This window comes from Paracoccus sp. SSK6 (assembly GCF_039770665.1).
GTDB lineage: Bacteria > Pseudomonadota > Alphaproteobacteria > Rhodobacterales > Rhodobacteraceae > Paracoccus.
Map to the genome: position 1 here is coordinate 25556 of NZ_JBDPNJ010000014.1, position 25824 is coordinate 51379.

The 25824-nt window shown below is 66.3% G+C and carries 27 protein-coding genes; 10 read left to right on the forward strand and 17 right to left on the reverse strand.

Translation table 11 applies throughout. The annotated features are described in order from the left end of the window. Nucleotide 1: 1 nt before the first annotated feature. The 4 genes from parE to AAIL68_RS11055 form a co-directional block, all read right to left on the reverse strand. Nucleotides 2-1960 (reverse strand): DNA topoisomerase IV subunit B, encoded by a 1959-nt coding sequence (gene parE, locus AAIL68_RS11040; protein WP_347139828.1) that lies wholly within the window; start codon nucleotides 1958-1960, stop codon nucleotides 2-4. Between the two features lie 70 nt (nucleotides 1961-2030). Then, nucleotides 2031-2411, reverse strand: a complete 381-nt coding sequence (locus tag AAIL68_RS11045; RefSeq protein WP_347139829.1) for a type II toxin-antitoxin system death-on-curing family toxin — start codon at nucleotides 2409-2411, stop codon at nucleotides 2031-2033. A gap of 2 nt (nucleotides 2412-2413) precedes the next feature. Beyond that, nucleotides 2414-2662 carry a hypothetical protein gene (locus AAIL68_RS11050; protein ID WP_347139830.1) on the reverse strand — a complete coding sequence of 83 codons (249 nt, stop codon included), beginning with the start codon at nucleotides 2660-2662 and terminating at the stop codon, nucleotides 2414-2416. A gap of 50 nt (nucleotides 2663-2712) precedes the next feature. Beyond that, entirely contained in the window at nucleotides 2713-3372 is a 660-nt protein-coding gene (locus AAIL68_RS11055) for a glutathione S-transferase family protein (protein WP_347139831.1), read from the reverse strand. A 143-nt stretch (nucleotides 3373-3515) separates the two neighbouring features. Here AAIL68_RS11055 and ccoG point away from each other — a divergent pair, with 143 nt between their 5' ends. Genes ccoG through ccoS form a run of 4 tightly spaced genes read left to right on the forward strand, consistent with a single transcriptional unit; the run spans nucleotide 3516 to nucleotide 7896 of the window. Next, nucleotides 3516-5066, forward strand: a complete 1551-nt coding sequence (ccoG, locus tag AAIL68_RS11060; RefSeq protein WP_347139832.1) for a cytochrome c oxidase accessory protein CcoG — start codon at nucleotides 3516-3518, stop codon at nucleotides 5064-5066. Further along, on the forward strand, nucleotides 5067-5531 hold the full coding sequence (locus tag AAIL68_RS11065; protein WP_347139833.1) for a FixH family protein: 465 nt from the start codon (nucleotides 5067-5069) through the stop codon (nucleotides 5529-5531). A gap of 1 nt (nucleotide 5532) precedes the next feature. Next, the gene (locus tag AAIL68_RS11070) at nucleotides 5533-7731 is read left to right on the forward strand and encodes a heavy metal translocating P-type ATPase (RefSeq protein ID WP_347139834.1); all 2199 of its coding nucleotides are present in this window, start codon (nucleotides 5533-5535) and stop codon (nucleotides 7729-7731) included. Between the two features lie 3 nt (nucleotides 7732-7734). Then, nucleotides 7735-7896 carry a cbb3-type cytochrome oxidase assembly protein CcoS gene (gene ccoS, locus AAIL68_RS11075; protein ID WP_103171242.1) on the forward strand — a complete coding sequence of 54 codons (162 nt, stop codon included), beginning with the start codon at nucleotides 7735-7737 and terminating at the stop codon, nucleotides 7894-7896. 66 nt (nucleotides 7897-7962) lie between these two features. Here the strand turns inward: ccoS and AAIL68_RS11080 are convergent, their stop codons facing one another. Further along, nucleotides 7963-9600 carry a D-alanyl-D-alanine carboxypeptidase family protein gene (locus tag AAIL68_RS11080; protein WP_347139835.1) on the reverse strand — a complete coding sequence of 546 codons (1638 nt, stop codon included), beginning with the start codon at nucleotides 9598-9600 and terminating at the stop codon, nucleotides 7963-7965. A gap of 217 nt (nucleotides 9601-9817) precedes the next feature. Between AAIL68_RS11080 and clpS the strand changes: the two genes are divergently transcribed. The 3 genes from clpS (at nucleotide 9818) to AAIL68_RS11095 (ending at nucleotide 11948) form a co-directional block, all read left to right on the forward strand. Further along, nucleotides 9818-10135: an ATP-dependent Clp protease adapter ClpS gene (gene clpS, locus AAIL68_RS11085; RefSeq protein ID WP_347139869.1), complete on the forward strand. Its 318-nt coding sequence runs from the start codon at nucleotides 9818-9820 to the stop codon at nucleotides 10133-10135. A 62-nt stretch (nucleotides 10136-10197) separates the two neighbouring features. Then, complete coding sequence (locus AAIL68_RS11090; protein WP_347139836.1) at nucleotides 10198-11142, forward strand: class I SAM-dependent methyltransferase; 945 nt, start codon at nucleotides 10198-10200, stop codon at nucleotides 11140-11142. Continuing rightward, nucleotides 11142-11948 (forward strand): SDR family oxidoreductase, encoded by an 807-nt coding sequence (locus AAIL68_RS11095; protein ID WP_347139837.1) that lies wholly within the window; start codon nucleotides 11142-11144, stop codon nucleotides 11946-11948. The genes AAIL68_RS11090 and AAIL68_RS11095 overlap by 1 nt, the downstream gene beginning before the upstream one ends. Before the next feature lie 3 nt (nucleotides 11949-11951). On the opposite strand, the gene AAIL68_RS11100 is transcribed toward AAIL68_RS11095, so the two are convergent. Beyond that, nucleotides 11952-12371, reverse strand: coding sequence for a hypothetical protein (locus AAIL68_RS11100; RefSeq protein WP_347139838.1), 420 nt, complete (start codon nucleotides 12369-12371; stop codon nucleotides 11952-11954). Between the two features lie 63 nt (nucleotides 12372-12434). On the opposite strand from AAIL68_RS11100, the gene hemF reads away from it, so the two are divergent. Continuing rightward, complete coding sequence (gene hemF / locus AAIL68_RS11105) at nucleotides 12435-13301, forward strand: oxygen-dependent coproporphyrinogen oxidase (protein WP_347139839.1); 867 nt, start codon at nucleotides 12435-12437, stop codon at nucleotides 13299-13301. Here the strand turns inward: hemF and AAIL68_RS11110 are convergent. Together AAIL68_RS11110 and hemE are read right to left on the reverse strand one after the other, a co-directional pair. After that, nucleotides 13298-14173, reverse strand: a complete 876-nt coding sequence (locus AAIL68_RS11110) for a DMT family transporter (protein WP_347139840.1) — start codon at nucleotides 14171-14173, stop codon at nucleotides 13298-13300. The two genes, hemF and AAIL68_RS11110, sit on opposite strands and share 4 nt — an antisense overlap. Then, nucleotides 14170-15198, reverse strand: a complete 1029-nt coding sequence (hemE, locus tag AAIL68_RS11115; RefSeq protein WP_347139841.1) for a uroporphyrinogen decarboxylase — start codon at nucleotides 15196-15198, stop codon at nucleotides 14170-14172. The genes AAIL68_RS11110 and hemE overlap by 4 nt, the downstream gene beginning before the upstream one ends. 74 nt (nucleotides 15199-15272) lie before the next feature. Between hemE and hemC the strand changes: the two genes are divergently transcribed. After that, a complete protein-coding gene (gene hemC / locus AAIL68_RS11120) occupies nucleotides 15273-16214 on the forward strand; it encodes a hydroxymethylbilane synthase (RefSeq protein ID WP_347139842.1) in 942 nt (313 codons plus the stop codon). Between the two features lie 22 nt (nucleotides 16215-16236). On the opposite strand, the gene lexA is transcribed toward hemC, so the two are convergent. The 5 genes from lexA to AAIL68_RS11145 all read right to left on the reverse strand — a co-directional run bounded on the left by lexA (nucleotide 16237) and on the right by AAIL68_RS11145 (nucleotide 20424). Continuing rightward, the gene (gene lexA, locus AAIL68_RS11125) at nucleotides 16237-16938 is read right to left on the reverse strand and encodes a transcriptional repressor LexA (RefSeq protein WP_347139870.1); all 702 of its coding nucleotides are present in this window, start codon (nucleotides 16936-16938) and stop codon (nucleotides 16237-16239) included. Between the two features lie 101 nt (nucleotides 16939-17039). Then, nucleotides 17040-18218, reverse strand: a complete 1179-nt coding sequence (glp, locus tag AAIL68_RS11130; RefSeq protein ID WP_347139843.1) for a gephyrin-like molybdotransferase Glp — start codon at nucleotides 18216-18218, stop codon at nucleotides 17040-17042. Continuing rightward, nucleotides 18215-18688 carry a cyclic pyranopterin monophosphate synthase MoaC gene (gene moaC / locus AAIL68_RS11135; RefSeq protein WP_347139844.1) on the reverse strand — a complete coding sequence of 158 codons (474 nt, stop codon included), beginning with the start codon at nucleotides 18686-18688 and terminating at the stop codon, nucleotides 18215-18217. The genes glp and moaC overlap by 4 nt, the downstream gene beginning before the upstream one ends. Next, nucleotides 18685-19476, reverse strand: coding sequence for an indole-3-glycerol phosphate synthase TrpC (gene trpC / locus AAIL68_RS11140; protein ID WP_347139845.1), 792 nt, complete (start codon nucleotides 19474-19476; stop codon nucleotides 18685-18687). The genes moaC and trpC overlap by 4 nt, the downstream gene beginning before the upstream one ends. Nucleotides 19477-19500: 24 nt before the next feature. Further along, nucleotides 19501-20424, reverse strand: coding sequence for a carbohydrate kinase (locus AAIL68_RS11145; RefSeq protein WP_347139846.1), 924 nt, complete (start codon nucleotides 20422-20424; stop codon nucleotides 19501-19503). A 197-nt stretch (nucleotides 20425-20621) separates the two neighbouring features. On the opposite strand from AAIL68_RS11145, the gene AAIL68_RS11150 reads away from it, so the two are divergent. Then, nucleotides 20622-20840: a VPLPA-CTERM sorting domain-containing protein gene (locus AAIL68_RS11150; protein WP_347139847.1), complete on the forward strand. Its 219-nt coding sequence runs from the start codon at nucleotides 20622-20624 to the stop codon at nucleotides 20838-20840. Between the two features lie 10 nt (nucleotides 20841-20850). Here the strand turns inward: AAIL68_RS11150 and AAIL68_RS11155 are convergent, their stop codons facing one another. The 4 genes from AAIL68_RS11155 to AAIL68_RS11170 are packed head-to-tail and all read right to left on the reverse strand — an operon-like array spanning nucleotide 20851 to nucleotide 25530. Beyond that, a complete protein-coding gene (locus AAIL68_RS11155) occupies nucleotides 20851-22134 on the reverse strand; it encodes a zinc ribbon domain-containing protein (protein ID WP_347139848.1) in 1284 nt (427 codons plus the stop codon). A 7-nt stretch (nucleotides 22135-22141) separates the two neighbouring features. Then, nucleotides 22142-23257: an SPFH domain-containing protein gene (locus tag AAIL68_RS11160; RefSeq protein WP_347139849.1), complete on the reverse strand. Its 1116-nt coding sequence runs from the start codon at nucleotides 23255-23257 to the stop codon at nucleotides 22142-22144. A 60-nt stretch (nucleotides 23258-23317) separates the two neighbouring features. After that, the gene (locus AAIL68_RS11165; protein ID WP_347139850.1) at nucleotides 23318-24343 is read right to left on the reverse strand and encodes a DUF2927 domain-containing protein; all 1026 of its coding nucleotides are present in this window, start codon (nucleotides 24341-24343) and stop codon (nucleotides 23318-23320) included. Beyond that, nucleotides 24340-25530: a toxic anion resistance protein gene (locus AAIL68_RS11170; protein WP_347139851.1), complete on the reverse strand. Its 1191-nt coding sequence runs from the start codon at nucleotides 25528-25530 to the stop codon at nucleotides 24340-24342. The genes AAIL68_RS11165 and AAIL68_RS11170 overlap by 4 nt, the downstream gene beginning before the upstream one ends. Nucleotides 25531-25824 lie beyond the last annotated feature (294 nt).

The following is a 25824-nucleotide window of genomic DNA, read 5'->3' on the forward strand; positions in this document are numbered from 1 at the left end:
GTCAGACGTCCAGTTCTTCGGCGAAGCGGGCGTTTTCCTGAATGTATTCGAAGCGCAGTTCCGGCTTTTTGCCCATCAGGCGTTCGACCAGATCGCCGGTTTCGCCGCCTTCGTCGTCGTCGATGCTGACCCGGATCAGCTTGCGCGTCCTGGGGTTCATCGTCGTGTCCTTCAGATCCTTGGCGTCCATCTCGCCCAAGCCCTTGAAGCGCTGCACGTCGATCTTGCCCTTGCCACCCAGGCCCTTGGCCAGCATCCGTTCCTTTTCCGCATCATCCGCGACATAGACGCGATGCGCGCCCTGAGTCAGCCGATAAAGCGGCGGGCAGGCGAGATACAGGTGCCCCTTGTCGATCATCGGCCGCATCTGCGTGAAGAAGAATGTCATCAGCAGGCTGGCGATATGGGCGCCGTCTACATCGGCATCGGTCATGATGATGACCTTGTCATAGCGTAGGTCATCGACATTGAACTTGGATCCGATACCGACGCCAAGTGCTTGGCAAAGATCGTTGATTTCCTGGTTGGCGCCCATCTTTGACGACGCCGCCCCCAGCACGTTCAGGATCTTGCCCCGCAGCGGCAGCAGCGCCTGGTTCGTCCGGTCGCGCGCCATCTTGGCGCTGCCGCCCGCGCTGTCGCCCTCGACGATGAACAGTTCGGTGCCATCCCGGTTGGTCGCTGAACAGTCAACCAGCTTGCCGGGCAGCCGCAGTTTCTTGGTGGCGGTCTTGCGGGCGGTTTCCTTTTCCTGCTTGCGGCGAAGGCGTTCCTCGGCCCGCAGGACCAGGAAGTCCAGGATAGCGCCCGCCGACTTCGTATCCGCCGCCAGCCAAGTGTCGAAATGGTCGCGCACGGCGTTTTCGACCAGCCGCGCGGCCTCGGTCGTGGCCAGGCGGTCCTTGGTCTGGCCCACGAATTCCGGTTCCCGGATGAAGCAGGACACAAGCGCGCAGCCGCCGGTCAGCAGATCCTCGCGCGTGATCTGGGCGGCCTTCTTGTTGTTGACCCGCTCGCCATAGGCGCGCACACCCTTCAGGATCGCGGACCAGAAGCCGGCCTCATGCGTGCCGCCCTCGGGCGTCGGCACCGTGTTGCAATAGGACTGGATGAAGCCATCGCGCGAGGGCGTCCAGTTGATTGCCCAGTCCACCTTGCCCGGCGCGCCCTGACGACGGAAATCGACGCTGCCCGCAAAGGGGCGGTCGGCATAGGTGCTGGCCCCGTGCAGCGTTTCGGACAGGTAATCGGCCAGACCACCAGGGAAGTGGAAGGTGGCTTCGCGCGGGGTTTCGCCATCGTCGATCTCGGACTTCCAGCGGATTTCGACGCCGCTGAACAGATAGGCCTTGGACTTCACCATCTTCAGCAGCCGCGCGGGCTTGAAGCGGTGATGGCCGAAGATCACCTCGTCGGCGTGGAAGGTCACGGTGGTGCCCCGCCGGTTCGGGGCGGCGCCGATCTTCGCCACCGGTCCCTGCGGAATGCCGCGCGAAAAACGTTGTTCGAACAGTTCCTTGTTGCGCGCGACCTGCACGATCATCACGTCCGACAGCGCGTTCACGACCGAGGCGCCCACGCCGTGCAACCCGCCCGAGGTCTGATAGGCGTCGCCCGAGAACTTGCCGCCCGCGTGCAGGGTGCAGAGGATCACCTCCAGCGCGGACTTGCCCGGAAACTTGGGGTGCGGGTCGATGGGGATGCCGCGGCCGTTGTCGCGGATGGTGACGCGGTAATCGGCCAGCAGCTCGACCTCGATCCGGCTGGCATGGCCCGCCACCGCCTCGTCCATCGAGTTGTCGAGGATTTCCGCCACCAGATGGTGCAGCGCGCGTTCGTCGGTGCCGCCGATATACATGCCGGGGCGCTTGCGGACGGGCTCCAGCCCCTCCAGCACCTCGATCGAGGCGGCGGAATAGCTGTCGGTCGCATCAACGGCGGAAAGAAGGTCGTCGGCCATCGGGTTCTGCTCTTGTTCTGGGTGGGGGGACTATCTCATGCGGCGGGACGCAAGGCCAGCCCCGGTGGGTTCAGGCCCTGTCACGCAGCCATTCGGCCAGATCGCCATCATCGATCAGGCCTTGGGCAAGGGCGATGATCTTCTGGCCTATGACATCTTCGGCAACATCCGGCTCGCGTGCGCCATTCATGTCCAGCACCACCTGCATTGTGCGATAGGCCGTGCGCTTGTTGGCATCGTTGAAGCAATGTCCTTGGGCGATGGCCATGGCATAGGCAGCCGCAACGTCGAAAATGTCGCCAATCATGCCGTAGGCAAGCCGGTTTTCGACCCGTGCCAAGGCCCCCTCCAAGGACTTGTTCTGAGCCTTGCCGTACAATTCGCCAGGATTCAGCACGGCATCATGGATCGTCTCGACCAGTTCGGCCGAGGGCAGCAACCATTCCATCATGCTTACTTGTCGCGCAGATAGTCAAGGACAGGTTGGGCGCGCTCCTTGGTGCGCCGCAGCGACTCCATCACTTCCTCGCGCGTCGCATGGCGGTGCTGGCCCTTGTCCGTCGCTTCCTCGGGGACCAGATACCCGACCAACTGCGAGTTCCGCAGGATCGCCACCGGCTTGCCGCCCGAGCGTTCCAGAACCTTATGCGGTTCGCGCAACTCGGTCATCGTGCAGATGTGGTTCGTCAGCAAACGGGTCATGGGCGGCCTCCTGAACTTCATATTAGATGCCACAATGCATATTTCAATATCTATTCGGGTTCGGCCAGCCGCGCCTCCCACATCTGGCGGAAGGCGGGGCGGGACTGGCAGGTCTCCAGCCAAGCCATGGTCGCGGGGAATTGCCCCATCAGTTCGCCATAGCCCTGGGCGTATCGCAGAACCTCGGCCATGTTGATGTCGGCGACGGTGAAGCGGTCGCCGACCAGGTAGGGTCGGGTCGAGAGATGGCCTTCCACGACCTTCAGCGGGCGGACCAGGCGTTCGGCCGCGTTGGCGACGATGGCCTGGTCCTCGCCCGATTGCAGGCGCGAGCGGGCGTGCAGGAACAGGATGGTCAGCGCATCGGGCTCGATGCTGGTCGCGGCATAGAAACTCCACTGCATCATCTGCGCATCCTCGGCCAGATCGGCCGGGCCGATGTTCCCGCCATATTTGCGCGCCAGATACAGGGTTGCGGCCAGCGACTCGGACAGGACCAGCCCGTTATCCTCGATTACCGGAATGGCGCCTGCGGGCGACAGCGACAGGAAGGCGGGCGAATGCGTGTTCAGGGCCGCGTCCGGCGCGTCGGGATCGGCCAAGCGATAGGCCTGGATTACCGGGATCTGCCGAAACTCCAGCCCGATCTCGTGGCACAGCCAGATGATGCGCGAGGCGCGGGAACGGGTGACGCCGTGAATGGTCAGCATATGGCACTCCTTCTGTCGCGGGCAGGTTACGCGGGCTTGCCCTGATCGGGAAGCGGCAAGCATGATTGCATTTGATGCAGGTCAAGGAATCCCCATGTCATCCGGTCTAGACGGGACGACGCGAAACAGGAGCGATTCTTCACATGTCCAGCCAAGAGTTGGACCCCCCCAGCCTTTACGCCAAGCGGGAACCCATCTTTCCGAAGCGGGTGAAGGGGCGGTTCAGAAACCTCAAGTGGATCATCATGGCCCTGGCCCTGGCGATCTATTACGTCACGCCGTGGATCCGCTGGGACCGGGGGCCGTCGATGCCCGACCAGGCGGTTCTGGTCGACCTTGCCAATCGCCGGTTCTTCTTCTTCTGGATCGAGATCTGGCCGCACGAATTCTATTTCGTCGCCGGTCTTCTGGTCATGGCGGGATTGGGGCTGTTCCTGTTCACCTCGGCACTGGGGCGGGTCTGGTGCGGCTATGCCTGCCCGCAGACGGTCTGGACCGACCTGTTCATCCTGGTGGAACGCTGGATCGAAGGCGACCGCAACGCCCGCATCCGCCTGCAGCGCCAGAAATGGGACGCGCAGAAGATCAGGCTGCGGCTGTTCAAATGGACGGTCTGGCTGGTCATCGCGCTGATGACCGGCGGGGCGTGGATCTTCTATTTCACCGACGCACCGACGCTGCTGCAGAACCTTTTCACCGGCCAGGCCCATCCTGTCGCCTATATCACCATGGCGATCCTGACGGCGACGACCTTCACCTTCGGCGGGTTTGCGCGCGAACAGATCTGCATCTATGCCTGCCCCTGGCCGCGCATCCAGGCCGCCATGATGGACGAGGACACGCTGACCGTCGCCTATCGCGAATGGCGGGGCGAACCGCGCGGCAAAAGCAATGTCCGCCACCGCAGCACGGCCGTGGCCGAAGCGGCGGCGGCGTCCAGCCACGCCGCAGGCCCCCTTGCGGGTGGCCATTATCCGCCGGTTCCCTATGAGGGCGTGCGCACCGGCGTGGGCGGGCCGATCCCGGCCAATTCCGCCGGTGACTGCATCGACTGCATGGCCTGCGTGAATGTCTGCCCGATGGGCATCGACATCCGCAACGGCCAGCAGATGGAATGCATCACCTGCGCGCTGTGCATCGACGCCTGCGACGAGATCATGGACAAGATCGGCAAGCCGCGCGGGCTGATCGACTACATGGCGCTGAGCGACGAGACCGCCGAACGGGCCGGGGCCGCCCCGAAGCCCATCTGGAGGCACATCCTGCGCCCGCGCACGCTGCTGTACTTCACGCTGTGGGCCGGCATCGGCGTCGCGCTGATCGTGGCGCTGCTCATGCGCTCGCCGCTGGACCTGAACGTCTCGCCGGTGCGCAACCCGCTGTTCGTCACCCTGTCGGACGGCGCGATCCGCAACACCTACGAGGTGCGGCTGCGCAACAAGCAGCACGAGAACCGCAGCTTCAGCTTCGATGTCGAAGGGGCCGATGGCCTGACCGTCGCCATCGAAGGTGCGCCCCAGGGCGCGGTCGAGGTGCCTGCCGACCAGACCCTCAGCCGCAGGCTTTACGTGACGGCGCCCGCCGGGTCGCCGCTGGCAGCCGCCGAGTCGACCTCCTTGGATCTAGTGGTGCGCGACGATATCGATGGGACCACGGCCACGGTCGGCACGGTCTTCCACGGAAAGGGCAGATGAATGGCAAGGGAACTGACGGGGCGCCACGTCCTGATCATCACGCTGTCGGCCTTCGGGGTCATCATCGCCGTCAACCTGGTCATGGCCGTCCTGGCGGTGGGCAGCTTTCCGGGGCTGGAGGTGCCGAACAGCTATGTCGCATCCCAGCAGTTCGACCGGGACCGACAAGCGCAGCAGAGCCTGGGCTGGACCGCCAAGGCCAGCTATGACGGGTCGGAACTGGCCATCGAGATCGTGGACGGGCAGGGAAGGCATCCGATCCTGCGCGACTTCTCGGCCACCGTCGGACGGCCCACGCACAAGCGGTCGGACGTGACGCCGCAATTCCAGGCCGCGGGCGGCGTTTACCGGGCGGCCTTGGACCTGGCGCCGGGGGCCTGGAACATCCATGTCCAAGCCGTGGCCAAGGACGGGACGCAGTTCCGGCAGCGGCTGGACCATTATGCAGGGGCAAGGGTGAAGTGACATGGCCGACCTGACCGCAGCGGGCTTCAGCGCCTGTCCCGCCTGTGACGCGGCACCCCTGGCGCAGCGCCTGGCCGACCGGGCCGAACATGCCGATGGCACGCTGATCCTGTCGCTGCCGACGGCCCATTGCGCGGCCTGCATCACCGATGTGGAAACCGCGCTGGCGGCCCATCCGGGGGTGCGCCACGCCCGCGTCAACCTGACCCTGCGCCGCGTCACCGTGGACGCGCCCGGCCTGACCGCCGAAGACCTGATCCCTGTCCTGGCGGGCGTGGGCTATGAGGCGCACGAACTTGACCCCGACGCGCTGGCGGCCACCACGGCCGACCGGCAGGGCCGCGACCTGCTGATGCGCATCGGCGTGTCGGGGTTCGCGATGATGAACGTCATGATCCTGTCGGTCGCCGTCTGGTCCGGGGCCGAGGCCGCGACCCGCGACCTGTTCCACTGGATCAGCGGCGCCATCGCGCTGCCCACGGTGTTCTTCGCGGGCCAGCCCTTCTTCCGCAGCGCCTGGGCTTCCGTCCGGGCGGGACGCCTGGGGATGGATGTGCCGATCTCTCTGGCGCTGATCCTGGCCAGCGCGATCTCGGTCTATGAAACGACGCAGTCGGGCCATCACGCCTATTTCGACGGCGTGACCATGCTGTGCTTCTTCCTGCTGATCGGGCGCTATCTGGATCATCGCACCCGCGCCATCGCCCGGTCCGCCGCAGCCGAGCTTACCGCGTTGGAGGTGCCCCGCGCCACCCTGCTGGCCGATGGGGCCGAGCAGGTCGTGCCGATCGCCTCGCTGCGGCGGGGCGACCTGATCCTCATCCGGCCCGGCAACCGCGTGCCCGCGGATGGCGAGATCGTCGAGGGCCGGTCCGAGATCGACCGCGCCTTGCTGACCGGGGAAACCCTGCCGGTTCTGGCCGCGCCCGGTCAGATGCTGTCGGCGGGAGAGGTCAACCTGACCGGCCCCCTGACCCTGCGGGTCACTGCGGCCGGCCGCGATTCATCCCTGGCGCGCCTGACCGCGCTTGTCGAGGCAGCCGAGGCCGCGCGCGGACGCTATACCTCGCTGGCGGAACGAGCCTCGCGCGCCTATTCCCCCACCGTGCATTTGTTGGCCCTGTGCAGTCTTGCGGGCTGGCTGTGGGCGACCGGCGATCTGCGGCTGGCCATCAACATCGCGGCGGCTGTGCTGATCGTGACCTGTCCCTGCGCGCTGGGGCTGGCGGTTCCGGCGGTCGCAACCGCAGCGTCGGGCCGGCTGTTCCGGCGCGGATTGCTGATCAAGGAGGGCACCGCGCTGGAGCGTCTGGCCGAGGTGGACACGGTGGTCTTCGACAAGACGGGCACGCTGACCCTGGGCCGCCCGGTGCTGGTATCCGCCGACCCGCTGTCAGCCGACCTGCGCCCCGTGGCCCGCGCCCTGGCCGAGGCCTCCGCCCACCCGCTGTCGCGCGCCCTGGCGGAAGCCCTGGCCGATCATCCCGCCGCCGACCTGTCCGACGTGACCGAGCATCCGGGCTTTGGCGTCTCGGCCCGCTGGCAGGGGCGGACGGTCCGGCTGGGCCGTGCCGATTGGCTGGGCGTGGCCGACGATGAGACCATGCCCACCAGTGCGACATGGCTGGCGGTCGAGGGTCAGGCGCCGGTCCGTCTGGACTTCACCGACACATTGCGTCCGGGTGCGGCGGATTGCGTGGCGATGCTGCGCAAGGCGCGGATGCGGGTCGTGCTGATCTCGGGCGACCGCCAGGCGGCGGTGGCCGATCTGGCCGGGCGGCTTGGCATCGAGGATTTTCATGCAGGCGTCGATCCACGCGGGAAAGAGGCCATGGTGGCCGATCTTGCCGCGCAGGGCGCGCGTGTCCTGATGGTGGGCGACGGGCTGAACGACACGGCGGCGCTGGCCCGCGCCCATGCCTCGATCTCTCCCGCAAGCGCGCTTGATGCCGCGCGTGTGGCCAGCGACATGGTGCTGACCGGCAGCGACCTTGCCCCCGTGGCCGATGCCGTGGCGATCGCCCGGCGCGCCACCCGCCGCATCCGCGAGAACTTCGCGATCTCCTTCACCTACAACATCGTTGCCGTGCCTTTGGCGGTGGTCGGACTGGTGACGCCGCTGATCGCGGCGCTGGCGATGTCGCTCAGCTCGATCACGGTGACGCTGAACGCCCTGCGGTTGGGCAACCGAAAGGAATAGGCCATGGAGATCCTGTCGATCCTCATCCCCGTATCGCTTGGCCTGGGCGCGGCGGGCCTTGTGGCCTTCATCTGGGCCCTGCGGTCGCGCCAGTTCGAGGATCCCAAGGGGGATGCCGAACGGATTCTCAGCGACAAGTGGGACGACCGGCCGAAGCCCGATTAGACGGAACAGGCATGGAAAAAGGGGCAGAGATCACTCTGCCCCTTTTCGATTCCCTGGCAGGCGGGTTTACCGCCCGACCACCTGACATTCCTGCGACCGGCTGGCGAAGCGTTCGCAGACCAGTTCCGCATTGGCCTTGGTCAGGTTCGCAAAGCTCGGCTGGAAGCCGCGCTTGGTATCGGCCACATGCCGCACGGCCCCGTTCAGGATGGCCCCGTCCTGCAGGGCGCTGCGCAGCAAAAGCCGCTCGGCCTCGACCTTCGACTTGAACATGCCCAGAGTCACGCCCCAGCCACGCCCGCTGTTGGCGGGGCGGGACACGATCTCCAGCGGCTCGGGTTCGGCAAGGTCGCCTTCGCCCATCGCCGCCAGGATCACCGTCTCCGACCGGGGTTTCGGCGAGGGCGAGGCCAGAAGCGACAGCGAGGTTTCGCCATTCTGCGGGACGGCCTCGGCCACGGCGCGGGCGATCGCGGCCGGTTCAGCGGCGGCGTTGGTGATGGCTGCCGCCGTGCTGGCGGAACGGGAACGCGGCGCGGGGGCAGGGCGGACCGACTGCGACAGGGCAGGGGCGGCAAGGCTGGCCGATTGCGGCGCGGCCTCGGCAACGGCAGGGGTGGCGGCACCGGGCCGGCTGGCGGGCCGGGCACTGGCGGCCAGCGTCAACCCCCCGGTCGCAGCCGGCTCGGCTGCGGCCTGATCCACGGGCGCCTGAGCGACGGCTGCGGTCGATGCGGCGACCGCCCGGCTGACCCGCACCGGCGGGGCCGAGGCACTCAGTACAAGGCGCTGCGGGTCGGGCTGCGTCGCGGCGATGGTCGGCTGGACCTGCGCACGGCGCACGACGCGCTGTGCCATCAGGCGCGGCGCCTCGGGCCGGACTTCGCGGACACGGTTCGGTACGCGGGTGAAGCCTGCGTCCAGCAGTTGCGCCATCACCTGGTTGCGATGCGCGGTCGAGGTTCCGCCCAGGACGGTCGCGACCAGCCGCTTGTTTCCGCGCTGCGCCGAGGCGGTCAGGTTGAAGCCCGCCGCACGGGTATAGCCCGTCTTGATCCCGTCCGCGCCCTGATAGGAGTCCAGGAACCGCTTGTTGGTCGAGGCGACCTGCGCGATCCCCGCATCCGCCGAACGGCGCGAGAAGATGTTGTAATACTGCGGGAAATCATAGAACAGCCGCCGCCCCAGGATGGTCATGTCATGGGCGGTCGAATAATGCCCTTCCTGCGTCAGCCCGTGGGCGTTCTGGAAATGGCTGTTCCGCATGCCCAAGGCACGGGCCATCTGCGTCATCTGCTGGGCAAAGGCCGCCTCGGACCCCGCCAGCCCTTCCCCGATGGTGGTGGCGGCATCGTTCGCCGACTTGATGGCGGCGGCGCGGATCAGATAGCGCAGCTCGATGCGCTGGCCAGCCTTCAGGCCCAGCTTGGACGGGGGTTCGGACGCGGCATTGGTGGACACGAGGAACTGCGAATCCAGCCGGACCTGACCGCGTTCGATTGCGGTAAAGGCCATGTACAGCGTCATCATCTTGGTCAGGGACGCGGGATGCAGCCGCGTATCCTCGTTCTGTCTGTAGATCGGCTGGCCGGTTCGCGCATCGATGACATAGGCGGCGAAGGGGGCAGCCGACAGGCTTGCCGGGGCCAGGACGGCCAGCAAGAGGATAGCCCACAGCCGGGCTGTCTGGGAAATACGGATCACTGTCGCGGTCTCTCTGCCTCTGGCGGCATGTCGTTTGTCGCATGCCATTACTTAACAATCGGATAATAGCACGGCATTTCCTGTCATGTAACCGTTCATTTGCGTTATTTTCCTGCGCTTCGCCGGCTGTGGGTGGGCTTTTATCGCGGCCAGAATCGACTATATTGATGCACGCATGACGATAATCACGATCAGACCGGACAGCATGGCCCATTGGATGACAGATGGCGACGGACCCGACGACCAGACCGAACTGGTTACGAAGCCGCGCACCCGGACCCAACGCCCGCCCATGTACAAGGTGCTGATGCTGAACGACGATTTCACGCCCATGGAGTTCGTGGTCCATGTGCTGGAACGGTTGTTCAACATGACCCACGCCCAGGCGATCGAGATCATGCTGACCGTCCACCGCAAGGGCGTGGCGGTCGTCGGCGTCTTCTCGCACGAGGTCGCCGAAACAAAGGTCGCGCAGGTGATGGAACTGGCGCGGCGGCAGCAGCATCCGCTGCAATGCACGATGGAAAAAGAATAACAGTGACAGCGACGCGCTTGGCCCTCGCCCTCCCGGACGGTCATCCCGGAGGCGATTTTCTTGTGATCGGCGCGCGTGGCGGCGACGATCTTTCGCCCTTGGACCCCGCCCGCACGCAGGTCCAGCAGGGCAATTTCCCCGATCATCAGGCGCTGTCCGCGCGCGGCTACCGCGTCGCGCCGCAGGTCGATGGCCGCTTCGACGCGGCGCTTGTCGTCCTGCCGCGCGCCAAGGCCCAGGGACGCGCGCGGATTGCGGATGCGGCATCACGCCTGCAGCCCGGCGCGGCGTTGTGGATCGACGGACAGAAGACCGACGGGGTTGATTCCATGCTCAGGGATCTGCGCGCCCTTGCCCCGGTGGATGAGGTTCACAGCAAGGCCCATGGCAAGATCTTCCGCATGACGGTCCCTCAGGGCGACTGGCTGCCCCCCGACTGGGCCGCCCGCACGCAGGAAGCAGCGCCCGGCTTTGTCACCCGGCCCGGCGTCTTTTCGGCGGATGGGGTCGATCCCGGCTCGGCCATGCTGGCGGCGGCGCTGCCGGAGCGGATGCCCACCCGTGTCGTCGATCTGGGCGCCGGATGGGGCTGGCTTTCCGCGCAGGCCTTGACCCGGCCGGGGATCGAGGTGATCCACCTGGTCGAGGCCGATCATGCCGCACTGGAATCGGCACGCGACAATATCCGCGACCCGCGCGCGCAGTTCCACTGGGCCGACGCGCGGGACTTCGCGCTGAAAGAGCCGGTGAACGGCGTCATCATGAACCCGCCCTTCCACGATGGTCGCGCGGCCGATCCCCGGATCGGCGCGGCGTTCATTGCGGCGGCGGCGCGGCTGCTGACCGGGGCGGGACGGCTGTGGATGGTCGCGAACCGGCACCTGCCTTATGAAGCCGTCTTGGCGCAGCATTTCGGACAGGTTCACGAAATCCGCGGCGACAACCGTTTCAAGGTGTTCGAGGCGACGGGCGCGGGCCGCGGCGCCGCGCGCAAGGGGCGGCGCTGATGGCCGGCGGGATCCAAGGCAAGACGGCCATCGTGACCGGCGCCGGGCGCGGCATCGGCATGGCCATCGCACGGCATTTCGTGGAACGCGGGGCCAATGTGATGTTCGCCGATGCGGACGAAGCGGCGCTGACGGTTGCCATGTCGGACTTTGACGAACGCGACCCCCATGTCCGCAGTTTTTCGGGACGGATGTCGGAAAGGCTGGCCACGGCAAACCTGCTGTCAGCCACGCTGGATGCCTTTGACCGGGTGGACATCCTGGTCAACGCTCATCGTCTGGTCAAGGCATCGGATCCCCTGGATACCGACCCGGATGTGCTGGAGCAGTTGCTGCGCGAAAACATGATTGCGGGGCTGCGGATGACGCAGATCGTCGCCAAGCGCATGATTAGGCAGGCCCAGGAAGCGCCCGAAGGCGGAACGGCCGGCGCGATCATCAACCTGTCCACCCTGGCCGCGCAGAATCCGGTTCCGACGATGCTGGGCTATTCTATCGCCTATGCGGCGCAGGAACAGGCGACGCGGGGTATGGCGCTTGCCCTGGCGCCCCACAGGATTCGCATAAACGGCGTGCGCTTCGGCAGCGTCATGTCGCATGAATTGATGGAGTCGCTGCGCGAAAAGCCGGAACTGCGCGACCCGATCGTCGCAGCGACACCGATGGGCCGCATCGCGCCCGCGGACGAACTGGTGGACACCGTGATGTATCTTGCCAGCGATGCCTCCCGTTTCGTGACCGGCCAGATCATCACCGTGGACGGCGGCCGCAGCCTGGCCGACCGGGTGGCGGTCCAGACCGTCTGACGATCAGCCCTGTTCCTCGGGGAAGGCGGCGCGGCAGGCCTGCACCGCCGATGCCGCCCTTGCGCCAAGCGCGGCCTTGCGCGCGGCAAGGTTGTCGCGCTTGCGCTGTTCGGCGGCCGGGTCGATGGGGACGCGATAGCGTTCCACATCGACATAGTCCCGCCAGCAGGGCTCATAGGTTGCGATGGCACGGCCCTTGCTGTCGCGGACATAGGTCCGGCACTGGGTCAGGCGGTCGCGCACGACCTGCCGTTCCTCCCAGGCATAGCCGCGCGCCAGATTGCCCTCAACCTCGGCCAGAAGGCGGCTGACGGTGCGGTATTCGCCGGTGTTCTGGCTGATGCAGCGTTCCTGCGGCGTCCCGCAGGCCGCAACCATCAGCGGCAGGGTGGCAACGGCGGCAAGGGCGGTGTTGCGGGTCATGGCCGGTCTCATTACAGCGGGTGAGGAATGCTAGCGCCGCGCATCCAGGCTGGCAAATCAAGTTTGGAGAACCTCATGGATCATCAACGCAACACCGCCGCCGCCTGGTTCCACGCGCTGCGCGACCGCATCGTTGCCGCCTTCGAGGATCTGGAGGATCGCGGTCCCGGCGCAGCCCCCGCCGGGCGCTTTGTCGTGACCCCGACCGAACGCCAGGATAACGGCGGCGGCGGGCTGATGTCGGTGATGCGCGGGGGCCGCGTCTTCGAAAAGGTGGGCGTCAACTGGTCCGAGGTTCACGGCACCCTGGCCCCGCGCGCGCAGGCGGCAATGGCATCCCGCGGTGTGCCGGGGATCGACAGCGACCCGCGTTTCTGGGCCAGCGGCATCAGCCTGGTCGCGCATATGCAGAACCCCCATGCCCCGGCGGTCCACATGAACACGCGGATGTTCTGGACGCCCGGCGCCTGGTGGTTCGGGGGTGGCGCGGACCTGAACCCCTGCATCGAATATCCCGACGACACGGCGCATTTCCACGCGATCCTGCGCGCGGCTTGCGATGCGCATGGCGCGGACTACTACGACCGCTTCAAGGCCTGGGCGGACGAATACTTCTTCATCCCCCATCGCGGCCGGGCTCGGGGCGTCGGCGGCATCTTCTTCGACGACCTGAACACCGGCGACTGGCAGGCCGATTTCGACTTCACCCGCGCCGTGGGCGAGGCCTTCCTGCCCGCCTTCCTGCCCCTGGCTCAGGCCCGAATGGGTCAGCCCTGGTCGGATGCCGACCGCGATGCGCAACTGATCCATCGCGGGCTTTATGCGGAATACAACCTGGTCTACGACCGGGGGACGAAGTTCGGGCTGGAAACCGGCCACAATGCCGACGCCGTGCTGATGAGCCTGCCGCCGCTGGCGAAGTGGGTCTAGGCCGCGACCGCCATCAGCCAGCCGACCCCTGCCAGGATCAGCGCCATGCCGGCCAATTGCACCGGCCTGACGCTTTGGCGAAAGACCCGGCCCGACAGGATCTGCGCCATCACGACCTCGACCAGGGCCAGGGTGCGGACATTGGCGGCAGGGGTCAGGGCAAAGCCGATGAACCAGAACAGCGATGCGAAGGCGCCCAGGGCGCCCGCGCTCAGGGAAACGCGCCATTGCGCCTCGATCCCCCGCAAGGCCCTGCGGTCGCAAAGCACCAGCCAGGCCAGCATGATGGCGGCTTGCAGGCCAAGCGTGATCGCCAGCACGGTCATGGCGCGCAGCACATAGCCACCGTCCGGCAGCGCCAGAAGTGCGCCGCGAAAGCCAGTGGCCGACAAGCCGAACAACGCGCCCGACAGCACGCCCGTCGCGACCGGCCCCAGGGCCGCGCGATCCCAGCTTGCACCCGAGGCGAGAACGACCCCCAGCGTGGCAAGGCTGATCGCGCCCAGCCTTGAGGGGCCAAGCGGCTCGGCCAGGACCAGTGCCCCGATCAGGGCCAGGGTCACGGGTTCGGTCTTCATCAGCGCGGTGGCGATGCCAAAGCCCTTGTCGCGCATCGTCACCAGCATGAAGGCGGTGGCGGCGATCTGCGACAGCGCACCAAGCGCGGCCCAGCCGATCACCCGAAGGTCGGGAACCGGCAGCGGCATCCAGGCAGAGGCCACAGCCAGGGCTAGTGCCGCGAAAGGAAAGCCGAAGACGAACCGGACGGCAGTCGCGCCGATGGTGCCGACATCCCGCGCCAGTCCCGCCTGCGCCGCGTTCCGCGCCGTCTGCGCCGTGGCCGCGATCAGCGTGGCCGCGACCCAGATCATGCGCTGCGCACGGCCTCGATCATCAGGGCGACGTTGTCGGGATCGGCGTCCGGCGTGATGCCGTGACCCAGGTTGAAGATATGCGGCCCGCCGCGCAACGCGCGGGTGATCCGCTGCGCCTCGGCCACAAGCTCCGGCCCGCCTGTGACCATATGACGCGGGTCCAGATTGCCCTGCACGCAGCTGTCGGTCTGCAGGTGGCGGGCCGCCCATTCCGCATCGACCGAATTGTCCAGCGCGACGCAATCGGCCCCCGTTGCGCGGGCAAAGCCGGTATAGCGATCCCCGGCCTCTCGCGGGAAGGCGATAATCGGCACCTGGGGATGGCGTTCCTTCAGCGCGGCGATGATGCGCCGAGTGGGGGCGATGGCGAAATCGTCGAAGTCGTGGCCCCGCAGGCTGCCCGCCCAGCTGTCGAACAGCTTGACCACCTCGGCCCCGGCCTCGATCTGAGCCGACAGATAGTGGATCGTGGCATCCGCGATTCGGTCGATCAGGGCAGTGAAGGCCGCGCGATCCTGGTTCTTCAGGGCATGGGCCGGCCCTTGGTCCGGCGTGCCGCGACCGGCAACCATATAGGTCGCAACCGTCCATGGCGCCCCGGCAAAGCCGATCAGCGCCGTTTCCCTGGGCAGTTCGCGCGACAGGATCCGCAGTGTTTCATAGATCGGCGCCAAGCGATCATGGATCTGGTCCGCCGGTTTCAAGCGGGCGATGTCGTCGGCTGACGTAAGCGTGGACAGCCTCGGCCCTTCCCCCGTCACGAACCAGACATCCGCGCCGAGCGCTTGCGGGATCAGCAGAATATCGGCGAACAGGATCGCCGCATCGAAGCCGAAGCGGCGGATCGGCTGCAGCGTCACCTCGGCCGCGAGATCGGGGGTATAGCACAGCGACAGGAAATCGCCCGCCTGCGCGCGCGTGGCCCGGTATTCCGGCAGATAACGCCCCGCCTGGCGCATCATCCAGATCGGCGGGGTGTGCAGCGTCTCGCCGGCCAGGGCTCGCATCAGAAGTTTGGTCATGGGGCCTCCTGCGGACCCTTCAAGGCGAGGTGTCGGGCGTTGTCAAGCAGCCTGCCTGGGGCTATGCCGGGACCATGACCCAAATGCCCGAACCCACCCGCCCCCTGAAGATCGGCACCCGAGGATCCAAGCTGGCGCTTGCGCAGGCGCATGAAACGCGCGACCGCCTGGCCGCCGCACATGGCCTGCCGCCCGAGGCTTTCGAGATCGTCGTCATCAAGACGACCGGCGACCGCATCACTGACCGGCCGCTGAAGGAAATCGGCGGCAAGGGCCTGTTCACGCGCGAGATCGAGGATGCGCTGCTGTCCAGGCAGATCGACATCGCTGTCCATTCGATGAAGGACATGCCGACCCTTCAGCCGGAAGGGCTGGTGATCGACTGCCTTCTGCCGCGCGAGGATGTGCGGGATGCCTTCGTCAGCCCGCATTTCGGCACGATCCCCGATCTGCCTGCAGGCACGGTGGTGGGCACTTCCAGCCTGCGCCGCCGCGCGCAACTGGCGCATCGCCGCCCCGACCTGCATCTGGTGGAGTTTCGCGGCAATGTTCAGACCCGTTTGAAGAAGCTGGATGAAGGCGTGGCTGCGGCGACTTTCCTGGCCATGGCCGGTTTGTCGCGCCTGGGGATGCTGGATGTCGCCCGCAATGCGATCGACCCGGCCGAGATGCTGCCTGCCGTGGCGCAAGGCGCCATCGGGGTCGAGCGCCGTCAGAACGACGACATGGCCGCAAGCCTTCTGGCGGCGATCCACCACGATGACACGGGACATCGCATCACCGCCGAGCGCGCTTTCCTGACCCGGCTTGATGGATCCTGCCAGACCCCGATTGCTGGCCTGGCCGAGATCAGGGATGGCCGCCTGCTTCTGCGCGGCGAAATCCTGCGCCCCGATGGATCGGCGGCGATCAGCGGACATCGGGAAGGAGATATCGGGGAAGGCGCCGCGATGGGCACCGATCTGGCCGAGGAGTTGCTGGGACGGGCGGGTGCGGGCTTCTTTGATCACGTTTGAAGCCCACCCCGCGTCGCAAAGCTTAGTAGCTGCGAATTAGCCCAACCAAGCGCCCCTGGATGCGAACGCTTTCCTCGGGCAGGATCCGCGTCTCATAAGCGGGGTTCGCGGCCTCCAGGGCGATCATGCCGCCCCGCCGGCGATAGCGCTTCAGCGTCGCTTCGTGGCCTTCGACCAAGGCCACGATGATGTCGCCATTCTCTGCCGTGTCCTGTTCGCGGATCACCACCACATCGCCGTCGTTGATGCCGGCCTCGATCATGGAATCGCCCTGCACCTCAAGCGCGTAATGATGCTCGCGGCCGTTGAGCATGGTGCCCGGTACCGCGACATGATGCGACACCTCGGATATCGCTTCGATCGGGACGCCAGCCGCGATGCGGCCCATCAGCGGAAGTTCGACCGCCGGGCTGTCGGCGATGGAAATGGCGCCGCGCGGCCTGGGCGGACGGGTGTTCGCAATGACGCGCGGCGTGAAGCCCGGCTTTGTTTCCGCGGCCTCGGCCAGAGCGTCGGGCAGGCGCACGATTTCCAGGGCGCGGGCGCGATGGGGAAGCCTGCGAATGAAGCCCCGCTCCTCAAGCGCGGTCACCAGGCGATGGATGCCGGACTTGGAACGAAGGTCCAACGCTTCCTTCATTTCATCGAAGGAGGGCGGAACGCCGTCGCGCGCCATGCGCTTTTGAATGAAATCCAGCAGCTGGATTTGCTTCTTGGTCAGCATCGCGTCGGTCCCCGCCATCGTCTTGTTCCGTATCTGTTCTATCGCAAAAGTAGAATCCCGTCAACGAACAGAGCACCGGAACTTGAAAAATTCGTTAATCCTCAGCCGCGAAGGGGCAGAAAGCTGACGATTTCACCAGCATGGCGCGCAGGATCGTCCGCGTGGCGGACCAACAAGGCATCCGATTGCGCCATCAGCGACAAGCGTGCGGAATCCTGACTTGAAAATGGCCGGATCAGCGGCAAATCCTCACCTTCCTCAAGGACGGCGCGCAGGTAATGCTGCCGGTTTCCTTCGGCTGGCAGGTCAACGGCAAGTCGAGCCTTGAGCAAGCGATGCCGGGTGTGAACCCCCTGCATTGCAGAGATGAGAGGTTGCACAAACAAGATGCCGCAAACAATTGCGGAAACTGGATTTCCGGGCAGCCCGATCATCGGCATATCGCCAAGGCGCCCGGCCATCAGCGGCTTTCCGGGGCGCATTGCAATCTTGTAGAAGGCGCGTTGCAGCCCAAGGTCTGCCGCCACCTTGCCGATCAGGTCATGATCGCCGACCGACGCGCCGCCGATGGTGACCAGCAGGTCGGCACCCGCTGCGGCACCGAAACTGGCCTGCAGGCTTTCTTCAGTGTCCTGCGCAATCGGCAGGATGTGCGGTTCGCCCCCCGCCTGGCGCACCAAGGCCGCAATGGCAAGATCGTTGGAGCTGATGATCTGCCCCGGCTTTGGCTGGGTGCCGGGCGTTACCAGTTCGTCCCCGCCGGCCAGGATCGCGACCTTCGGGCGTTTGGCCACAGTGACCGACGGTACGTTCATCGCGGCAAGAAGCGCGATATCGGCTGCGGTCAGCTTGCGGGCGGGCGCAAAGCTGTCGCCTTCCCGGAAGTCGTCTCCCGCAGGACGGATGTTGGTGCCGGCGGAGGGAGCGTTTACCGTGATCCGGTCTCCGTCTCGGGTTACGTTTTCCTGCATGACAACGCAGTCATAACCCGCCGGGACAGGCGCGCCTGTAAAGATACGGACGGCGCTATGGGGGACCGGCTGACCCGTCCAGGGATGTCCAGCAGCGGCCTCGCCGATCACGGTCAAAGGTTCATTCATGTCCGCCAGACGGACGGCATAGCCGTCCATGGCGGATGCATCGAAGGGGGGCTGCGTGATGCGAGAGACGGCGGGTTCTGCCAAAGCGCGGCCCAAGGCCTGGGCGATCGGAACCTGCTCAGCCCTTACAAGGGGGGCAAGATCAAGGACGTAATCCAGGGCTTGTTCAACCGAAATCACGGTATCGCCTCGTAATATCCTGACTTTCCGCCGCTTTTTCTTATCAGGCGAATGTCCTGGATGGTCATGGACTTTTCGGCCGCTTTCAGCATGTCATAGATCGTCAGGCAGGCGACCGAAACGGCCGTCAGCGCCTCCATCTCTACGCCGGTCTGACCCGTGGTGCGGACGGTGGCCGTGACGCGGATGCCGGGAAGCGCGCTATCCGGGGTCAGTTCCAGTGAGACCTTGCTGATGGGCAAGGGATGGCAAAGCGGGATCAGATCCGAGGTCCGCTTGGCCGCCATGATCCCGGCCAGCCGTGCCACGCCAAGAACGTCGCCTTTCTTCGCACCGCCTTGGGCCAGCGCCAATGTCTCGGCCGTCATGGTGACGCAGCCTTGGGCGACGGCTTCTCGGGTCGTCACCGCCTTGTCCGACACATCCACCATATGGGCCTGACCCGCAGCGTCGAAATGGGTCAGGCTCATGCCGCCACGCCCAGGATCTGGCGGGTGGCTGCTGTCACGTCCGCCTGCCGCATCAGGCTTTCGCCGATGAGGAAGCGGCGGGCGCCGACCTGCATCATCGCGGCCAGATCGGCAGCGGTGAAAAGGCCGCTTTCGCAGACGATGTCGCGATCCTGCGGAATGCGCGGCGCAAGTTCGCGCGTGACATCAAGGGAAAGATCGAATGTCTTTAGATTGCGGTTGTTTATGCCAATCAGCGGGGATTCAAGGCGCAGCGCGCGGTCCAGTTCCGGGGCGTCGTGGACCTCGATCAGCGCGTCCATGCCCCAGTGACGGGCTGCGTCCTCCAACTCGGCCGCAAGGGTATCATCGACCGAGGCCATGATGATCAGGATGCAGTCTGCACCCCAGGCCCGTGCCTCGGCCACCTGGTAGGTGTCGTAAAGGAAATCCTTGCGCAGGACCGGAAGGGAACAAGCGTCGCGGGCCGCCGTGAGGAAGCCGGGCGACCCCTGGAAGCTGGGCGCGTCGGTCAGGACCGACAGGCAAGCCGCCCCGCCCGACTCGTAAGCGCGCGCCAATGCGGGGGGATCGAAGTCGGGCCGGATCAGGCCCTTGGAAGGGCTGGCCTTCTTGATCTCGGCAATCAGCGCGGCGCCGGAGGCGGCCTTCTGCGTCAGCGCCTGCGCAAAGCCGCGCGGGGCAGAGGCCGCGCGGGCGGCAGCCTCGACATCGGCAAGCGGGCGCGCAGCCTTCGCGGCGGCGATTTCGTCCAGCTTGTAGGCCTTGATCTTGTCCAGAATATTCATGTGATGGTTCTAGCCCGATGTTCGTCAATCTGAAAGGGCGTCCGGCATCTCGTGCGCCCAAGGCGGGTTGGCGCCGGGGCGGGATACGGTGACGGCCGCAGCCTGCGCGCCAAGCGCCAGGGCGGCGGCAATCTGGTCGGCGGTGATCGAGGCCAGTCCGCCCTTGGTCAGCACGCCTTGACGCCGCAGGCTGGCCAGGACGCCCGCGTTGAAGGTGTCGCCCGCGCCGATCGTATCCGCAACGGTCGTGCGGATCGCCGGAGCCGTGACCGTATCGCCTGCCCAATGCGCCCGTGCGCCAGCCGCGCCGCCTGTCTGCAGGACGATGCGTGGGCCCTGCGCCAGAACCTGACGCGCCGCATCTTCGGGCGGCAGGTCTGGATAAAGCCATTCCAGGTCATCGCCGGACAGCTTCACGATGTCGGCCCGCGCGATGAGCCGTGACAGGCGGGCGCGATAGGCATTGGCATCGGTGATGAAGAAGGGCCGGATGTTCGGATCCAGCATGACCGGCAGGCGGTCGCCATCGCGCTCAAGCAGCGCCTCGATGGCCGCGCCGCAAGGATCGGGCACAAGGCTGATGCCGCCTGCGAACAGGGCCTGGATTTGGTCGGGCAGGGCAGACAGATCTTCGCGCGCGAGCATCCGCCCGGCCGATCCTTCGTCGTAAAAGGAATAGCGCGCCTCTCCCCCCGTCAGCGTTACAAGGGCCAGCGTGGTCAGCCGATCGGTCCGGGGGCAAAGGTCGGTGTTCACCCCAGCCTCGGATAAGGGGCGCAGCAGCAAGTCGCCAAAGGGATCGCGGCTGATCGGCCAAAGATAGGCGGTGGCTTCGCCCAGCCGGCCAAGCGCGATGGCGGTGTTATAGACCGATCCCCCCGCCAGCGGCCGGAACGTGCCGTTCTCTGGCACCATGTCGATCAGCGATTCGCCTGCGCACAGGATCATAGGCTCCCCCGGTTTGTCCCGCGCCGACCTTAGCGGGCCCGGCATGACAACAACATCCCCAACTTCAGGCCAGAATGATTCGGTCAGGGGAGAGAGGGCCAAGGGCAACCGCCAAGAGGCAGACCAAAATCGGCATATGACAACACATCCTTCAACGGGCTCCACATCATGCTGCGGGCAGCCTGACAGCCTTTGCCTTGGCGTCCATCACGATCGGCCCGATCACCACCTCGTCCGATGCCGATGAGGTGTTGGTCAACTGGACGGGTGCAAGCTATGGCACCGGCAGCACCGCGACCTTCGACATCGGATATGACATTGCGCCAGTCCCATTGCCTGCCGGATTGCCGCTTCTGGCGGCGGCGCTGGGAAGCCTGATCGCCTTGCGGCGCAAACGGACGCTCAGCCGCCGGTGAATCCGGCCCGCTAATTGGGCCTGATGGTGAAATCTCCTCCGGGCAGGCGGACTGGCATGTCCAGTCCGCCGCCCAGGTCGTATTGCAGATAGCCGCCAGCTTCGGCCAGATACAGGAACGCTGCCATCGCGATCAGGGCGAGGATCACGGCTGTGGCGATCTTCCAGGCCGACCAGGGGCGTTCGCCCACCACCCGGCCCGACTGGCCGTTGACCACGAAGCGATAGCTTTTCCCGTTATAGCGATAGGCCGCGGTCCAGACCGGCAGCAGGACATGCTTGAAGGTCTCGGCCCGGTAATCGGTGCGAATCTGGTAGACCCGCTGTTCGTCGCCGCCGATGTCGCGGCGGGCGTCGTTCAGGACCACGCTCGCCATCTCGGCCCGCGCGATCTTGTGACCCTCGGCCAGCGGGATCGTATAGGCCTCGGCCTCGAATCCCGCCAGGTAGTCGGGTGCATAGGTCCGCAGATGCGACAGATCCCAAGGCGTCAGCCCGTCCGAGAACTTGCGCGGCAGCGATGCCGAGGCCAGCACCAGCACGTCGTTGAAGTCGCGCGCGACCTGGCCTGCCACGGGACGCCAGCGTGTGCGGCGGATCTGGCGCGGCACCTGTTGGGTGCGGCCATTCACCTGCTGGGTGACATAGACGGTTTCGTAATAATAATCCCCGCGCTGCCCGACGTAATCCGACCGGCTGCGCGCGTCGAAGGTCCAGTAGGGCGAATAGACCCCGCGCATCCGGCGCCCGCGCCGGGCATAGGCGGTCAGGCCCGATGGGGCGAACCACAGGTTGCCCAACCAATCCTCCATCGCGCGGCGGGCCTGATCCTCGGTCAGGCGGAAGGGCATGACGGCCTGCGGCTTGATCTTGCGGCTAGTGCCGGTGTCCGTGACGACGGGCGTGGCGCAAAAGGGGCAGGCGCTGGCATGACTGGCCGCGCCCATCTCGATCTGGGCGCCGCAGTTCGGACAGGACAGCAGCCGCACGGTGGTCGAAATATCCGATCCCGTGTCCAGCCGCAGCCCCTGTTCCAGCGGGATCTCGACCAGATCCGGGGCCTTGTGGCCCGTGTCCCATTGCAGCGCGCGGCCGGTTTCGGGGTCAGTGAGGATCGCGTCCTCGCCCTCGGCCCCGCCTTGCGGTTGGCGGGCCGGAGCGCGGGCCGGGCCGTCGCCGATCACCTGCTGATGGCCGCACCAGTCGCAGACCAGCATCCGCTGGCCCGGCTGAAAGCGCAGGCTGGCCCCGCATTGTTCGCAGGGATAGCGGTATTCGGTCTGCGGGGTGGGCATCGGGTAATCAGCCGGGCAGGGGCGGCGGCATGGTGGGGAACAGGGGGGCAAGCTCCGTCACCTCGCCCGCCTTGCGCCAGCCGTCCTGGCCGGGCGTCCAGACCAGGGTTTCGCGCATGAACCGCCCCTCGGTCGCAAGGCGTTCCAGTTGCGCGCGGTCATAGGGGCCCTGCGCCTCGCCATTCAGCGCGACATGCCATTGCCCGCCCGCTTGCGGCGGCAGGGGCGGCGGGGTCGCCCCGGTGGCCTGCCGCGCGCTGCCCCACGGCCCGGAAGCCGGTCGGCCAGCCATCCCCGCGCCAAGTGCCGCACCCATCGCGGCCCCCATGCCCGCCCCGGCAGCACCGGGGTTCTGGCTGGCATTCACCATCGCCTCGCCAGCCGCATACTGGCCAAAGCGGTCCAGGTCGCCCAGGATGCCCATGGAGGTCCGCTTATCAAGCATTTTCTCGACTTCCTGGGGCAGGCTGATGTTTTCGATGTAGAATTCCGGGATCGTCAGGCCATAGGCCGCAATCGTCGGCTTGATCGCCTTGGCGATCAGCTGGCCCAGTTGATCGGTGTTGGCCGCCATGTCCAGGACGGGGATGCCCGATCCGGCGATGACGCGGGAAAACTCCTGCACGATGACGTTGCGGGTCTGGAAGGTGATCTCGTCGCTGGTGAACTCGCCGTCTGTGCCGACGATTTCCGTGATGAACCGCGCCGGGTCCGTCACGCGCAGGGAATAGGTGCCGAAGGCGCGCAGGCGGACCGGGCCGAATTCCGGGTCGCGCGCCATGACCGGGTTCTTGGTGCCCCATTTCAGGTCGTTGAAGCGGGTCGTGCTGACGAAATAGATTTCGGACTTGAAGGGGCTGCGGAAGCCGTGGTCCCAATGCTGCAAGCGCGTCAGGACCGGCAGGTTGTTCGTTTCCAGCATGTAAAGGCCGGGGCCGAAGGTATCGGCCAACTGCCCTTCATGGACAAAGACGGCGGCCTGGCCTTCGCGGACGGTCAGCTTGGCGCCATACTTGATCGCGTTGCCGACGGTTGGATAGCGCCAGACCATCGTGTCGCGGGTGTCGTCGATCCATTCGATGACCTCGATGAACTCGCCGCCAAGAATGTCGAAGATCGCCATGTTCGCCCCCCTCGGGATACCGTTGCCCTTGTATGGCGCCAAGCCACGCCCCGGCGCAAGTCAGAGGCTTTGCGCCAGCAGCTCAGCCGCGATCCGGCGGACGATCGGCTCGGCCTCGGCGGCGGACATGCCGGGGCGCAGGCGCGGGTCATAAAGGATCTTCAGCAGCAATTCGTCATGCCGGGTCAGCAGGGCGAATTCCTCATCGTCGTTGAAGATCGAGGGGCGCACATCGGGGCTGTCATTCGCCAGGCCCATGCCCTGCGCCAACTCCTCGTGGATGCAGGAACTTTGCAGCAGGGGCGGAAGCTCGGCCCGGATCAGGGCGACGGCGTTGGAATAGACGGGCGCCGCGCCCCGCGAATAGGCGAAGACGGTGCAGAAATTGTCGGCGTCCAGATCCTGCATGACGGCGATGTCCTGGGCGGGAATACCCGGCACAAGCTGCGCCAGGCGCGGGCCGATGGCGCGGCGTTCGTCATCGGACAGGACCATCACGACGAAGTTGCCGCCTTTGTCGGTCAGGGATACGCGATGTCCGGTCGCCTCGGCCAGGCGGGCGGCGAACTGGCTGACTTCGACACGGTAGGCACGTCGGGTCGCCACGTCCGAGGTGGTGCCGAACTCGATCTGCAGACGCACGGGATCCTGCCAGCGGCGCAGGGGCGCCGGTGCGCCGCCGTCGCCCGCCTGGATCCCGCCCTGTCCATATTCGTCGCGCAACGCGATGGCGATGAAGTTGCGCGTCAGGGTGTCGGCGTCGATGGGGGCGTCCAGCGGCACCCGGTCGCGCCGCAGCCTGCCCTGCGCGCGCAGGGCGCGTTCGGCGCGGTCATAGAAGTCGCGCTGCGCATTGCTGGCGGCGCTTGCCTTGACCAGGGCTTCGGCAGCCGCGGCATTGGCGGCGCGATTGCGTTCGGCGCGCGCCTTGCGCAGATCCTCCTGCGAAGGGCCGAGCCCCGCAGGCCGCGCCACCGGCCTGGGTTCGGGAGCCGGAGGCGGCGCTTCCGGCCTCTGGCAGGCCGCCAGGGCCAGCAGCGCCAGCAAGGACAGCCTGCGCCAGATGCCGACCCGCGATGCCGTCATGTCCGCACGGGCGTCCCCGGCGCCAGCCGACCGTCCTGCCGCTGCGCCGTCGCGCGGGCCAGGGTGTCGCGAAGCTCTGCCTCCATCTTCGTCAACTCGCTTTCGGCGGCAGCGCGGCGGGCACGGCCTTCGTCGGCGATGCGCAAGCTGTCCTCGATGGTGGCGATCAGTTGGGCATTGGCCGCCTTGACCGAGTTGATGTCGAAGACGCCGCGTTCCGTCTGCGTGCGGATCTGGGCATTGGCCTGGCGCAGGTTGTCGGCGTTGCGCGTCAGCAACTCGTTGGTCAGGTCGCTGGCTTCCTTGACGGCGCGCGCGGCCTCGGAGCTGCGCTGGATCGTGACGGCCTGCGCCAGTTGCGTTTCCCACAACGGCACGGTGTTCACCAGGGTCGAGTTGATCTTGGTCACCAGCGACTTGTCGTTTTCCTGCACCAGCCGGATCGAGGGCAGGGACTGCATTGTCACCTGCCGCGTCAGCTTCAGGTCGTGGACGCGCCGCTCCAGATCGTCGCGGACCGCGCGCAGGTCGCGCAGGGCCTGCGCCCGCATCACCTGATCGTCTTCCGGCGCGGCCTTCACCTGGGCTTCCAGGTCGGGAATGGCCTTGCGGTCCAGTTCCTGCAGCTTCTCCTCGCCCGCGGCAATGTAAAGCGCCAGTTCGTCATAGAAATTCAGCGTATGGTCATACAGCAGATCCAGCGACTTGATGTCCTTGAGCAGCGTCTGTTCGTGCCGTTCAAGCTCGACCGTGATGCGGTCGATCTGGGTCTGGACCTGTTCGTAATTGGCCACGAACTTCGCGAAGGGCGCCGACCGGCCCAGCAGCTTTTCCCACCAGCTGCGGGTCCGGCGCACATCCAGTTCGCTTGTCGAAAAGCCCCGGATCGTCGTCACGATGCTGCGCAGGCTTTCGCCTGCCGGTCCGACATCCTTGCTTTTGACATCGGCCAGCATCTTCTGGCTGATTTCCTGCAAGCCCGCCTGCGCACGGGTGCCGAAGCGGACGATGGATCCGGTGTCGCCCAGGTCGATCTCGTCCATGCGGCGGCGGATCTCGGCGGCAAGCTGGGGGTCGGCGGCGCGGACGCTCAGCGGATCGGCGATGGGTTCGGGCAAGGCGGTCTGGGTCAGCCCCTCGATCTCGGTGCGGATATCCTCGGCACGGCGTCGGGTTTCATCGGTCATCGCATGGGTTCCTTTTCCCTGGGCGGGCAGGCGTGTTGCACCGCAGAATAGGCGGAAACGGGCGCAGTTCAACCGAACGGCGGGGGGAAAATCGACGGCCCGTGCAGGATGGTCACAGGCGCCGCAAAAAGGGAATCAGGCGGGTCAAGGGGCGATCCACCAGCGGTTGACGCAGGCGGGCCACGCACCGCCCGGAAGCGGAAGGCGCAGACAAACTATCCAAAATGGCAGGTTATTAAGCAATTAAATCAAACTTTATCCGTATTCATCCCGTCAGCCGGGTGCTATGTTGTG

Coding starts and splice junctions, on each gene's coding strand:
- parE (WP_347139828.1), bottom strand. CDS start 1,960: ATGGCCGACGACCTTCTTTCCGCCGTTGATGCGACCGACAGCTATTCC.
- AAIL68_RS11045 (WP_347139829.1), bottom strand. CDS start 2,411: ATGATGGAATGGTTGCTGCCCTCGGCCGAACTGGTCGAGACGATCCAT.
- AAIL68_RS11050 (WP_347139830.1), bottom strand. CDS start 2,662: ATGACCCGTTTGCTGACGAACCACATCTGCACGATGACCGAGTTGCGC.
- AAIL68_RS11055 (WP_347139831.1), bottom strand. CDS start 3,372: ATGCTGACCATTCACGGCGTCACCCGTTCCCGCGCCTCGCGCATCATC.
- ccoG (WP_347139832.1), top strand. CDS start 3,516: ATGTCCAGCCAAGAGTTGGACCCCCCCAGCCTTTACGCCAAGCGGGAA.
- AAIL68_RS11065 (WP_347139833.1), top strand. CDS start 5,067: ATGGCAAGGGAACTGACGGGGCGCCACGTCCTGATCATCACGCTGTCG.
- AAIL68_RS11070 (WP_347139834.1), top strand. CDS start 5,533: ATGGCCGACCTGACCGCAGCGGGCTTCAGCGCCTGTCCCGCCTGTGAC.
- ccoS (WP_103171242.1), top strand. CDS start 7,735: ATGGAGATCCTGTCGATCCTCATCCCCGTATCGCTTGGCCTGGGCGCG.
- clpS (WP_347139869.1), top strand. CDS start 9,818: ATGACAGATGGCGACGGACCCGACGACCAGACCGAACTGGTTACGAAG.
- AAIL68_RS11095 (WP_347139837.1), top strand. CDS start 11,142: ATGGCCGGCGGGATCCAAGGCAAGACGGCCATCGTGACCGGCGCCGGG.
- AAIL68_RS11100 (WP_347139838.1), bottom strand. CDS start 12,371: ATGACCCGCAACACCGCCCTTGCCGCCGTTGCCACCCTGCCGCTGATG.
- AAIL68_RS11110 (WP_347139840.1), bottom strand. CDS start 14,173: ATGATCTGGGTCGCGGCCACGCTGATCGCGGCCACGGCGCAGACGGCG.
- hemE (WP_347139841.1), bottom strand. CDS start 15,198: ATGACCAAACTTCTGATGCGAGCCCTGGCCGGCGAGACGCTGCACACC.
- hemC (WP_347139842.1), top strand. CDS start 15,273: ATGACCCAAATGCCCGAACCCACCCGCCCCCTGAAGATCGGCACCCGA.
- lexA (WP_347139870.1), bottom strand. CDS start 16,938: ATGCTGACCAAGAAGCAAATCCAGCTGCTGGATTTCATTCAAAAGCGC.
- moaC (WP_347139844.1), bottom strand. CDS start 18,688: ATGAGCCTGACCCATTTCGACGCTGCGGGTCAGGCCCATATGGTGGAT.
- trpC (WP_347139845.1), bottom strand. CDS start 19,476: ATGAATATTCTGGACAAGATCAAGGCCTACAAGCTGGACGAAATCGCC.
- AAIL68_RS11145 (WP_347139846.1), bottom strand. CDS start 20,424: ATGATCCTGTGCGCAGGCGAATCGCTGATCGACATGGTGCCAGAGAAC.
- AAIL68_RS11155 (WP_347139848.1), bottom strand. CDS start 22,134: ATGCCCACCCCGCAGACCGAATACCGCTATCCCTGCGAACAATGCGGG.
- AAIL68_RS11160 (WP_347139849.1), bottom strand. CDS start 23,257: ATGGCGATCTTCGACATTCTTGGCGGCGAGTTCATCGAGGTCATCGAA.
- AAIL68_RS11165 (WP_347139850.1), bottom strand. CDS start 24,343: ATGACGGCATCGCGGGTCGGCATCTGGCGCAGGCTGTCCTTGCTGGCG.
- AAIL68_RS11170 (WP_347139851.1), bottom strand. CDS start 25,530: ATGACCGATGAAACCCGACGCCGTGCCGAGGATATCCGCACCGAGATC.